This is a genomic window from Thauera carbonicopians (genome assembly GCF_025699485.1).
Lineage (GTDB): Bacteria > Pseudomonadota > Gammaproteobacteria > Burkholderiales > Rhodocyclaceae > Thauera.
Genome location: NZ_JANUXN010000016.1, coordinates 53602 through 64719, shown reverse-complemented (window position 1 = coordinate 64719; position 11118 = coordinate 53602). Strand labels below are relative to the sequence as shown.

The following is an 11118-nucleotide window of genomic DNA, read 5'->3' as shown; positions in this document are numbered from 1 at the left end:
GGAAGGTGATACGGCGCGAATCGCGGCGTCCCTGTCCGTTCGCCGCGGCATGCCGCAGCGGACTGCGTGCTCGACTTGCAGAACGGAAGCTGCCGCTAGGGACGCGCCGATTCCTTCCTGTTCGGTTTCCAGGCCTGGCGTTGGTGGTTCCGGTCGGGAGCCCGGGGTCGATCTTTTCGCTCGCCCCGCGAGGTCCGAGATATTGCGCAAATGCTCCCGAATCTTGCGGAAACGTCTTGCTGGCTCCCTGTATCGTAATTCGTTCCTTTAGAGTGAATCGCGGCTGAAGAAAGCCTGCATTGCCGCTACTAACGGAGACGAAGATGAATCACAAGGCGGAAGCAAAAGACCAGCATCATGGTCATGAACACAAGCCCCGTAATGCTTCAAGGAAGCCGTGGGTGTGACGCCGTATCGTTTCCTGATCAACAAGAGAATGTCGATTGCAGCCGAGCGCCTGCGATCCGAGCGTTTTCCAATCAAGGTCATTGCACAGGACGTCGGCTTCTCGAGCAGCCGCCACTTTGCAGTTTCTTTCAAGGCCTGGTCCGGAAAAAGCCCGACCGATTACCGGGAAGAACGACTCCGCTGATTTTCACGGGCTCGTCGTCTCCTGGCATGCCTGTCGGGGACTCCCTTTGCGGTGAGGGCGGACTGACCCAGTGTGCGACAAGTCTAGGGTCACTGGGACATGCCTGCGGAGCCTTCGATGCAATGCGGCTCCGGGTTCAATGGCTGGCGAAAACCCCGGTGTTGCCCTCAGCATCGAAGCTCACCACATCATAGCGGTCGGCCGGGTAGGGGCCTTCCATGCCGGGCGAGCCCAGCGGCATGCCCGGTGCCGAGATGCCGGTGATGGCGGGCTTTTCGCTCAGCATGCGCTTGACGTCGGCGGCCGGCACGTGGCCTTCGACGATGTAGTTGCCGACCCTGGCGGTGTGGCAGGAACCCAGCGCGCGCGGCACGCCGGCCTGGTGCTTGATCTGGTCCATCTCCTGCGAGATGACTTCCTTCACCTTGAAGCCGTGTTCGCGCATGTGCTCGGCCCACTTGCCGCAGCAGCCGCAGTACGGGTCCTTGAACATCGTGACTTCGTCGTCGGCTGCGGCAGCGATGCCGGTGGCGCCCAGGCCGAGTACGGCAGCGCCGATCAGGGCGATCAGGGAGGAACGGACGGGGTTCATGGTGCAACTCCTGTGTGAGAGGGGGAGACGCCGCCCGTCGCGATGGCGCGCGGCAGCGTGAGGGTGAAGCGAGTCTGGCCGTCGGCCGAGGCGGCGCGGATGGCGCCGCCGTGGGCGAGAACGATGGAGCGGGTGATCGCCAGCCCGAGGCCGGCGCCTTCGCCCTTGCGGGTATGTTCGCTATTGGCGCGGTGGAAGCGGTCGAAGATGCGCTCCAACTGGTCGGGCGGGATGGTTTCGCCGGGGTTGGACACGGACAGCGTGACCATGCCATCAGGGGCTTCGTTCGCGTCGCCGATCTCGGTATCGATGGTGATGCCGATGCTGCTGCCGGCCGGTGTGTGGCGCAGCGCGTTGGACAACAGGTTGGACAGCGCGCGCCGCAGCATCAGCCTGTCGCCGGTGACGCGCGCCTGGCCGGCCAGCGTGATGTTCACGCCGCGGTCTTCGGCCAGCGCTTCGTAGAACTCGATCAGCGCGCGCGCCTCGTCGTCGAGCTGCACGGTCTCGACCGGGCGCGGCAGGCGGCCGTTCTCGGCCTGGGCGAGGAACAGCATGTCGCCGACCATGCGGGCGATGCGCTCGAACTCTTCCAGGTTCGAGGCCAGCACTTCGCGGTAGGCCTCGCTGCTGCGCGCGCGCGACAGCGCCACTTCGGTTTGCGTCATCAGGTTGGAGATCGGTGTGCGCAATTCGTGGGCGATGTCGGCGGAGAAGTCCGACAGCCGGGTGAAGGAGGCTTCGAGCCGTGCCAGCATGCCGTTGAAGGCGTCGACGAAATCGCGCACTTCGGCCGGCGCGCCGGCTTCGTCCAGCCGCAGCGACAGGCCGTCGGCCGACAGCCGGCGGGCGGTGCTCGTCACCCGCCGCAGCGGTGCCAGGCCGCGGTGGGCAGCCAGCCAGCCGAGCAGGGCGGCGACCAGTGCCGCGGCCGAGATGCCGAGCCACAATCCGCGTCGCACGTCGTCGAGGAAGTGCGCATGGTGGGAGATGTCCAGAGCCACCGCGACGCGCAGCGGCTCGCCGCCGGTGTCGGCCGGTGCCAGTTCGATCTCGCGGCCGATGAATTCCCGTCCGGCTTCGTGCCAGGTTTCGCCGCGCGCGTTCAGCGCGGCGCCTGCGCGTTGTGCGTCGGTGAAGGCCCGAGGCTGGATCGCGTGCAGCACGCTGCCGTCGGCCGCCCGCAGCAGCAGGCCGACGGTGTCCTGGCCGGCGAAGGCGGCATCGAGATGCTGTTCCGGCTCGGTGCCGGCTTCGCGGATCAGGTTGCCGACCAGGGTCAGCTTGGCCGCCAGTTCATGGGCGTCGAGTTCGTCGAAGTGGTGTTCGACCGCGCGCCCGAGCAGGATGCCGACCACGATCAGCAGGCCGGCGGTGAGCAGCGCGAACAACAGGGCGAGGCGGGCGGTCAGCGACAGCGGCATCGTTCAGCGCTCCGCCGGGGTGCCCGCATCGGCGGCCTCGCCCGCGTCGCCCGCGTCACAGACGTAGCCCATGCCGCGCACGGTGCGGATCAGCTTCGGTTCGAAGGCGTCGTCCACCTTGGCGCGTAGGCGGCGCACCGCGACTTCGACGACGTTGGTGTCGCTGTCGAAGTTCATGTCCCACACCTGCGAGGCGATCAGCGAACGCGGCAGCACTTCGCCGCGGCGGCGCAGCAGCAGTTCGAGCAGGGCGAATTCCTTGGCGGTCAGCTCGATGCGCTGGCCGGCGCGCTGGGCGCGGCGGCGCAGCAGGTCGAGTTCGAGATCGGCGGCGCGCAGCACTTCGGGCTCCTTGCCGCGACTGCGGCGCAGCAGGGTGCGCACGCGGGCGAGCAGTTCGGAAAAGGCGAAGGGCTTGACCAGGTAGTCGTCGGCGCCGAGCTCGAGGCCGCGCACGCGGTCTTCGACGCTGTCGCGCGCGGTCAGGAACAGCACCGGCATCTCGCGCCCACCGCTGCGCAGCGTCTGCAGCACGCCCCAGCCGTCCAGCCCCGGCAGCATGACGTCGAGCACGATCAGGTCGTAGTCGCCGCTGAGCGCCAGGTGCAGGCCATCCGGCCCGTTGCGGGCGAGGTCGACGACGAAGCCTGCTTCGGCCAAACCTTGGCGCAGGTAGTCGCCGGTCTTGGGTTCGTCTTCGACGATCAGGATCTTCATCGGGGCAGGGTGGAGCCGGGCTTGCCGTGTTGCTGGAACTGAAGCGCATTGTGCCCTGTGCGGCGGCGCGCGGACCGCAGATTACAGAGATGTAATCCTGGCGTCAGTTTGTCGACGGGGGTGGCGGGGCACCATCGGCTCATCCCCAATCCAACGGAGAGAGAGAGACATGGACAAGGCGCTTCGCATTCCTTCGCTGCGAATTTCCCTGCTGGCCTCGGCGCTGATCCTGGCCGCGCCCGCTGTCGCGCTGGCCCAGAGCGGGCACGACCACCACGGCGGTCATGGTACGACTGCCGTCGAACAGGCAGGTGATCATTCCGAAGGCACGGTGCGCAAGGTGGATGCCGCCGGCGGCAGGATCACGATTGCCCACGGCCCCCTGCCGCGGCTGGACATGCAGCCGATGACGATGGTGTTCGGTGTCACCGATGCGGCAATGCTCGAAGGCCTGAAGGCGGGCGATCGCGTGCGCTTCATCGCCGACAGGGTCGACGGCAAGCTCGTCGTGATCGAGCTGGAGCCCCTGCGCTGAGGCTTCGCCATGTCCGGGTTCGACTTCATCCCGATGCTCGAGCTGCAGCACTGTCCGCTCCCTTGCGGCCTGGACTCTCGTGGCCTGGCCGCCCGCGCTCGACATGTTCGGAGTCTGCAATGAACCGGCTTCGCAAGCCTGCGTTTACCCGTGTCCTGGCCGGCCTGCGTGCCGGCGCCGCAGCCTGCCTGGCCGTGACGGCGCTTGTGTTGCCGGGGGCGGCGCTGAGCGCAGACACTGGCGCGGGGAACGAAGCCGGCCTGGGCGCGGAGCCGCGCGGGCTGATCGACTATGCGCGCGAGCACAGCCCGGCCTATGCGGCCGACCGTGCCGAAGTCGAGGCAGCGCAGGCGCGCATCGAGGCAGCCGGGGCCTTGCCCGATCCGCGCTTCGAACTCGAACTGATGGACTTCACCAACACCATGAACGGCCGTTCGGCCTCGCTGCTGCCGGAGCGCGTCGGCGAGACGCGCTACCGCATCGTGCAGCCGCTGCCGGCCTGGGGCAAGCGCGAGCTGGATGTGAAGGCGGCCGAGGCGAGAGCGCGGCAGGCCGGCGCGGTGCGCGATGCCGGCTGGAGCGAGCGCGTGGCCGCGATCGAGGCGGCCTGGCTGCGCTATTACGCAGCCGACCGCGAACTCGGGCTGGCGCGCGATGCGCTGGCGCTGATGCAGGAGCTGGAAACCCTGGCGCTGGCACGCTACCGCCTCGGCCTGCTGCCGCAGCAGGCGGTGCTGCGCGCGCAGCGCGAGATCACCGAACAGCGCCTGCTGCTGCTGGCGCGCGAGCGTGCCCGCAGTGGCGCGGTAGCGGCGCTGAACGGCCTGCTGTCGCGCCGGCCCGATGCGCCGCTGGTCGCGCCGGCCGAACCCGGTCCGCTACCCGATCTGCGCGATGCCGCCGACCGCTTCGAGCGTGCGCGCAGCCTCAATCCGGCTGTGATGGCCGCAGCGGAAGGCGTCGGCCTAGCCCATACCGAGCGGGATCGTACCCGTCGCGACCGCCTGCCGGACTTCGGCATCGGCCTGACTCACAACCGACCCGACGAAGGGCGTTCATCCTGGGATCTGATGTTCGAGGTGACGATTCCCTTGCAGCAGGGCAGCCGGCGTGCCCGCGAATACGAAGCCGAACGCATGCTCGCCGCCGCCGAGGCGCGACGCGACGCGGCAGCCGATGAAGCCGCCGGCCGGCTGGGCGCGGCGTGGGCGTCCTATACCGGCGGACGGGACGGACTGCGCCTGCTGCGCGACAGTCTGGTGCCGCAGGCCGCAGCCACCCGCGACGCGGCGCGCAGCGCGCTGGCCGGGGGGCAGGTGGACTTCGACAGCGTGCTCGAGGCCGAGCGGCAGTTGATCGCCGTGCGCGAGCAGGTGCTGCAGGCCGAAGTCGAAGCCCGCCTGGCGCTGAGCGAAATCGAGAGATTGTCGGGAGAGATCAAGTGAACAGGACGGGATGGCTTGCCGCGCTGGTGGTGCTCGGCGCGCTGGCGGCGGGCGGTGGCTACTGGGCGGGGAGCCGGCAGATCGGGCATGACGGTACCGAACATTCAGGCCACGCCAGCGGGGCGGCGGGGACGCAGACGGACAGCCAGGGGCGCCAGATCCTGTACTACCGCAATCCGATGGGTCTGCCTGACACTTCGCCGGTGCCCAAGAAGGATTCGATGGGCATGGACTACATCCCCGTCTATGCGGGCGAGGAGCCGGGCGACGAAGGCGTGGTGAAAGTGAGCCCGGCGCGGGTGCAGACGCTGGGGGTGAAGACCGCGGTGGTCGAGCGGCGGCCGCTGTCGCAGTCGGTGCGCGCGAGCGGCCGTATCGAAGTCGATGAGCGCGCCCAGGCAGTCGTCGCGCCACGCTTCGACGGCTGGATCGAGCGCCTGCACGTCAGGGCGACCGGCGACGTGGTGCGCCGCGGCCAGCCGCTGTTTTCCACCTACAGCCCGGAACTACAGTCGGCGGGCGAGGAATTGCGCATCGCCGAACGCCTGCAGCGTGAAAGCGCCGCCGATCCGCAGGCCGCCGAGGCTGCTTCGCGACTGGCCGAAGCGACGCGCTCACGCCTGCGCAACCTGCAGGTGGCCGGACAGTCGGGGGCGCGCCAGACCCTGCACGCGCCGATCAACGGCATCGTGCTCGAGAAGACTGCGGTCGAAGGCGCGCGCTTCGCCGCCGGCGAGGCGCTGTTCCGCATCGCGGATCTGTCCAAGGTGTGGGTGATCGCCGACGTGTTCGAGCGCGATCTCGCGCAACTGCGGGTCGGCCAGTCCGCGCAGCTCGTGCTCGACGCCTTCCCCGGCCGCAGCTTCGAGGCGCGGGTCGCCTATCTGTACCCGACGCTGGATGCGGCCACACGCAGCACCCAGGTTCGGCTCGAACTGGACAACTCCGACGGCGCGCTGCGGCCCGGCATGTTCGCCCGCGTCGAAGTCCTGACCGGCAGCGATGCGCCGCGTATTGCCGTGCCGGCATCGGCCATCATCGACGATGGCGACCGCCAGGTGGTGCTGGTCGCGCTCGGCGAAGGCCGTTTCGCGCCGCGGCCGGTCCGCCTGGGCGTGCGCGGCAGCGATTTCGTCGAAGTGCTCGACGGCGTGGAGGACGGCGAACGGGTCGTGGTCTCCGCCAGTTTCCTGATCGATTCCGAGAGCCAGTTGCGCGCGGCGCTGTCGAATCTCGCCGATGCCGACGAAGGCGAGGCCGATGCGCCGCCTGCCTACGACACCGAAGGCAGCTTCGAGGATTTCGATGCCGAAACCGGCAGCGTCATGCTGAGCCACGAAGCGATTCCGGCGCTGAAATGGCCGTCGATGACGATGGAGTTCGGCCTCGAATCACCCGATCTCGTGCATGGCCTGGCGTCGGGCACGCCGATCCGCTTCCGTTTCGAGGAGCGCGGGCCGGGCGAGTATGTCGTCACCCGCATCGAGCCGGTCGGCGCCTCGCCGGCCCAAGGCGCGGCGGAGCATCGCCATGACTGATTCGGCACGGGATTCCGCCGGCGGCCGAGTGGAAGCCGGCGGCGGCACGGAAGGCTACCGGGCGGAGGAGGAATTCCGCGGGGCGGAAGGCGGTCTGCTGGGCTGCCTGATCGAGGCCTCGGCGCGCAACGTCTTCCTGGTGCTGCTGGCGACGCTGTTCCTGATCGGCGGCGGGCTGTACGCGATCAAGCACACGCCGCTCGATGCCTTGCCCGACCTGTCCGACGTGCAGGTCATCGTTTATACCGACTTCCCCGGCCAGGCGCCGCAGGTGGTGGAAGACCAGGTCACCTATCCGCTGACGACTTCGCTGCTGGCGGTGCCGCGTGCGCGGGTGGTGCGCGGCTTCTCGATGTTCGGCGCGTCCTACGTCTATGTGATCTTCGAGGACGGCACCGACATCTACTGGGCACGCTCGCGGGTGCTGGAATACCTGAGCACCGCGGCGGCGCGGCTGCCGCAGGGCGTGGCGCCGCAGATCGGGCCGGATGCGACCGGCGTGGGCTGGGTCTATCAGTACGCCGTCACCGGCAAGGACATGTCGCTGGCCGACACGCGCAGCCTGCAGGATTGGTATCTGCGCTACCAATTGACCCAGGCCGAGGGTGTGGCCGAAGTGGCCAGCGTCGGCGGCTTCGTGCGCGAATACCAGGTTACGGTCGATCCTTTCCGGCTGGCGGGCTACGGCATTGCCCTCGACGACGTCACGCGCGCGATCCGCGAATCGAACCGCGACGTCGGCGGCCGCATCATCGAGCTGGCCGAAAAGGAATACATGGTGCGCGGCCGTGGCTACCTGCGCGGCATCGAGGACATCGGCGGCATCGTGTTGAAGACCGGGAACGGCACACCGGTGCGCATCGCCGACGTCGGCCGCGTCGAGCAGGTGCCGGCCGAACGGCGCGGCCTGGCGGAGCTGAACGGCGAGGGCGAAGTGGCGTCCGGCATCGTCATGGCGCGCTTCGGCGAGAACGCGCTGGACGTGATCGACGCGGTCAAGGCCAAGCTCGGCGAAATCCAGGCCGGCCTGCCGGAGGGCGCGGAAATCGTGCCGGTGTACGACCGCTCGACCCTGATCCGGCGTGCGATCGACACCCTGAGCTGGACGCTGTTCGAAGAAAGCCTGATCGTCGCCGCAGTCTGCATCGTCTTCCTGCTGCACGTGCGCAGCGCGCTGGTGGCGATCGTGACCCTGCCGCTGGGCATTCTGGTGGCCTTCATCGGCATGAAGGCGCTCGGCATCGGCTCCAACATCATGAGCCTGGGCGGCATCGCGATCGCCATCGGCGCGATGGTCGATGCCTCCATCGTCATGATCGAGAACGCCCACAAGCGGCTGGAAACGCTGGGCGCGGACGCCAGCGAAGCACAACGCCGGGCGACGCTGATCGGCGCCTGCCGCGAAGTGGGGCCGGCGCTGTTCTTCTCGCTGCTGATCATCACCGTGTCCTTCCTGCCGGTGTTCACGCTCGAAGGCCAGGAGGGCCGGCTGTTCGCGCCGCTGGCATGGACCAAGACACTGGCGATGGCCGGCGCGGCGGTGCTGTCGGTGACGCTGGTACCGGTGCTGATGCTGTTCTTCGTGCGCGGGCGCATCGTGCCGGAGCACCGCAACCCGATCAACCGCGTGCTGGTGGCGGCTTACCGCCCGCTGATCGCGCTGGTGATGCGCTTCAGGCTGACAACCCTGGTGCTGGCGCTGGTCGCGATGGGGGTGACGCTGATCCCCGCGCGCCAGATCGGCAGCGAATTCATGCCGACGCTGAACGAAGGTGCGATCTTCTACATGCCGGCAGCGCTGCCCGGCATGTCGGTGACCGAAGCCGGGCGGTTGCTCGCCACCACCAACCGCATCATCAAGACCTTCCCCGAAGTCGAGTCGGTGTACGGGAAGGCCGGCCGCGCCAACACCGCGACCGACCCGGCGCCGCTGGAGATGTTCGAGACCGTCATCAACCTCAAGCCCGAATCCGAATGGCGCCCGGGCATGACGGTGGATGCGCTGATCGCCGAGATGGACGCGGCGCTGAAATTCCCCGGCCTGGCCAATTCATGGACGATGCCGATCAAGGCCCGCATCGACATGCTGTCGACCGGCATCCGCACACCGGTGGGCGTCAAGGTGTTCGGCAAGGACCTGGAAACCCTGGAACGGGTGGCGAAGGAGGTCGAAGCCGCAGTGCGCGCACTGCCCGGCACCAGCAGCGCCTACGCCGAACGCGTCGCCGGCGGCTACTACGTCGACATCGAACCGCGCCGCGACCAACTGGCGCGCCACGGCCTGACCATCGACCGCCTGCAGGAGGCGCTCGCCACCGCGCTCGGCGGCGAACGGGTGACGACGACGGTGGAAGGGCTGGAGCGCTACGACGTCAGCGTGCGCTACCCGCGCGCGCTGCGCGACGACCCGCAGCGTATCGCCGCCAGCGTGCTGGTGCCGACGGCCAACGGCGCGGTGCCGCTCGGCCAGCTTGCCGACGTGAGCATCGTCCGCGGCGCCGCGTCGGTGCGCACCGAGAATGCGATGCTGGCCGCCTACGTATATGTGGACACCCGCGAGAGCGACCTCGGCGCCTTCGTCGCCCGCGCCCGCCAGGCGGTGGCCGAGCAGGTCCAGTTCCCGCCGGGCTACTACGCCACCTGGAGCGGCCAGTTCGAGAACATGGAGCGCGCCGGCGAACGGCTTGCCATCGTCGGCCCGGTGACGCTGGCGCTGATCTTCGTGCTGCTGTACCTCAACTTCCGCCGCCTGGCCGAAACCCTGATCGTGATGCTGTCGGTGCCCTTCGCGCTGATCGGCGGCGTCTGGCTGATGTGGTGGCTGGATTACCAGATGAGCGTCGCGGTGGCAGTCGGCTTCATCGCCCTGGCCGGCGTCGCCGCCGAGACCGGCGTGATCATGCTGATCTATCTCGACCACGCATGGCAGCGCGTGTGCGCCACCTGCGCCGCCGAAGGCCGCCAACCCACGGCCGCCGAACTGCACGCCGCGGTGATGGAAGGCGCTGCAGGCCGCGTGCGGCCGAAGATGATGACGGTACTGACCATCGTCGTCGGCCTGCTGCCGGTGATGTGGGGCACCGGGGTGGGCAGCGAGGTCATGCGCCGCATCGCCGCACCGATGGTGGGCGGCATGGTGTCGTCGACGGTGCTGACGCTGGCGGTGATTCCGGTGTTGTTCGTGTTGGCGAAGCAGCGGGAGTTGCGGCGGGTGGGATGAGGGCGGGCTGCGCGGGTTTGAACCTGGCGTTCGGTGGTGGGGCTGTTGTTCGGCCAAAGCTGTTGTCCGATGCTTGGCCCCCGAGCTACGGCTACCGACCCACAAGAGACATTCGCCGTCTCCCGTCTCCAAAGGCAGGTTGCCGAGTGGAGCCGCCATACAATTCGGAGACTGAGCACGAACTGGTCGGCCATTGGCGTCATACGTCCTGCCGGCCGATTGGTCATCAACCCGTCCGTAGGCTGCCGACTACGGGCGGGTCAATTCAGTTAATGAATATGTCCTCTGAAGAGAGCGCCATATTGGCAGACCTGGTGGCGACGGGACCGGGAACCGCGGAGACTCAAAACTTGATGGGCATGTCCCTCGGCGTGGCAAATTCCGCAGGTTCTTTGCCCAGAGGGAACGAGACAAGGTACAGAGTGAGCATCTCCATTGGCTTAGCGGTCTCATCCCTGAATCTCACAGCAACCTTCCGGGTTGCGTAGCACAACGATACGCCCAGTTCCTTCAGGCTGTCGATGTGGCTTTGCATTTCGTCATGAATGTCGAGCTTATCCCTTTCTTGGTACAGGTCGGCGCAATCCCTGTATTCCCGAAAGTAGTCGGTTAGAAGCGCAAACGTCTCATCCGCCTCGCGTGCCATCGCGAAGCCCGAGGTAATGAGGTCCATGGCCGTCGTCTCAGCGAGTTGAGCGAGCAGCTTGCCAGTGGTGAGAGGCAGGGCTTCAAGCGTAATGTGCTCGCGGTCAAATATCTCCTTTTCTGCCTCAATCTCTGCCTCTGTAGGGAAGTGGAAAGGCTTGTTCAGAGCATCGATGTCTTCTAACTCAAAGGCCCGCGCCAAGGCGCGACGGGTATCAAGGTCGGAGTGCCGACCACTCTCGACACGCTGGATCGTCCGAACGCTCAAGCCAGATATTCCAGACAACTGCTCCTGGGACCATTTGCGGATGTCGCGCATAATCTTGACGAACGCAGCCAGCTCTTCGGGGCTCAGCAAACGGGGTTTCTTGGTTTGCTCAGTAGTCATCACTGTTCTCCTTTCTCGTTGG

Annotated in this window: 8 protein-coding genes and 1 pseudogene; 5 read left to right on the top strand and 4 right to left on the bottom strand. The window is 67.5% G+C overall.

The features are described from left to right. Nucleotides 1-394: 394 nt before the first annotated feature. Nucleotides 395-592 (top strand): annotated as a pseudogene (locus NX068_RS16875) (helix-turn-helix domain-containing protein); the annotation flags it as partial. Between the two features lie 136 nt (nucleotides 593-728). Here the strand turns inward: NX068_RS16875 and NX068_RS16870 are convergent. The 3 genes from NX068_RS16870 to NX068_RS16860 are packed head-to-tail and all read right to left on the bottom strand — an operon-like array spanning nucleotide 729 to nucleotide 3325. Continuing rightward, complete coding sequence (locus NX068_RS16870; RefSeq protein WP_263462424.1) at nucleotides 729-1184, bottom strand: DUF411 domain-containing protein; 456 nt, start codon at nucleotides 1182-1184, stop codon at nucleotides 729-731. Then, nucleotides 1181-2608 carry a heavy metal sensor histidine kinase gene (locus tag NX068_RS16865; RefSeq protein ID WP_263462423.1) on the bottom strand — a complete coding sequence of 476 codons (1428 nt, stop codon included), beginning with the start codon at nucleotides 2606-2608 and terminating at the stop codon, nucleotides 1181-1183. The genes NX068_RS16870 and NX068_RS16865 overlap by 4 nt, the downstream gene beginning before the upstream one ends. 3 nt (nucleotides 2609-2611) lie before the next feature. Beyond that, nucleotides 2612-3325 carry a heavy metal response regulator transcription factor gene (locus NX068_RS16860; protein ID WP_263462422.1) on the bottom strand — a complete coding sequence of 238 codons (714 nt, stop codon included), beginning with the start codon at nucleotides 3323-3325 and terminating at the stop codon, nucleotides 2612-2614. 169 nt (nucleotides 3326-3494) lie between these two features. On the opposite strand from NX068_RS16860, the gene NX068_RS16855 reads away from it, so the two are divergent. From NX068_RS16855 to NX068_RS16840, 4 genes are all read left to right on the top strand, one after another. Continuing rightward, nucleotides 3495-3860: a copper-binding protein gene (locus NX068_RS16855; RefSeq protein WP_263462421.1), complete on the top strand. Its 366-nt coding sequence runs from the start codon at nucleotides 3495-3497 to the stop codon at nucleotides 3858-3860. Between the two features lie 119 nt (nucleotides 3861-3979). Further along, the gene (locus NX068_RS16850) at nucleotides 3980-5305 is read left to right on the top strand and encodes a TolC family protein (RefSeq protein WP_263462420.1); all 1326 of its coding nucleotides are present in this window, start codon (nucleotides 3980-3982) and stop codon (nucleotides 5303-5305) included. After that, nucleotides 5302-6843 (top strand): efflux RND transporter periplasmic adaptor subunit, encoded by a 1542-nt coding sequence (locus tag NX068_RS16845; protein WP_263462419.1) that lies wholly within the window; start codon nucleotides 5302-5304, stop codon nucleotides 6841-6843. Before NX068_RS16850 ends, NX068_RS16845 begins: the two co-directional genes overlap by 4 nt. Beyond that, nucleotides 6836-10063: an efflux RND transporter permease subunit gene (locus NX068_RS16840; RefSeq protein WP_263462418.1), complete on the top strand. Its 3228-nt coding sequence runs from the start codon at nucleotides 6836-6838 to the stop codon at nucleotides 10061-10063. The genes NX068_RS16845 and NX068_RS16840 overlap by 8 nt, the downstream gene beginning before the upstream one ends. 343 nt (nucleotides 10064-10406) lie before the next feature. Here the strand turns inward: NX068_RS16840 and NX068_RS16835 are convergent, their stop codons facing one another. After that, nucleotides 10407-11096 carry a helix-turn-helix domain-containing protein gene (locus NX068_RS16835; protein ID WP_263462417.1) on the bottom strand — a complete coding sequence of 230 codons (690 nt, stop codon included), beginning with the start codon at nucleotides 11094-11096 and terminating at the stop codon, nucleotides 10407-10409. Nucleotides 11097-11118: the final 22 nt, after the last annotated feature.

Bases quoted from the DNA above. Each gene is read 5' to 3' on its own strand.
- NX068_RS16840 (WP_263462418.1), top strand. From the start codon at position 6,836: ATGACTGATTCGGCACGGGATTCCGCCGGCGGCCGAGTGGAAGCCGGC.
- NX068_RS16865 (WP_263462423.1), bottom strand. From the start codon at position 2,608: ATGCCGCTGTCGCTGACCGCCCGCCTCGCCCTGTTGTTCGCGCTGCTC.
- NX068_RS16835 (WP_263462417.1), bottom strand. From the start codon at position 11,096: ATGACTACTGAGCAAACCAAGAAACCCCGTTTGCTGAGCCCCGAAGAG.
- NX068_RS16850 (WP_263462420.1), top strand. From the start codon at position 3,980: ATGAACCGGCTTCGCAAGCCTGCGTTTACCCGTGTCCTGGCCGGCCTG.
- NX068_RS16860 (WP_263462422.1), bottom strand. From the start codon at position 3,325: ATGAAGATCCTGATCGTCGAAGACGAACCCAAGACCGGCGACTACCTG.
- NX068_RS16855 (WP_263462421.1), top strand. From the start codon at position 3,495: ATGGACAAGGCGCTTCGCATTCCTTCGCTGCGAATTTCCCTGCTGGCC.
- NX068_RS16870 (WP_263462424.1), bottom strand. From the start codon at position 1,184: ATGAACCCCGTCCGTTCCTCCCTGATCGCCCTGATCGGCGCTGCCGTA.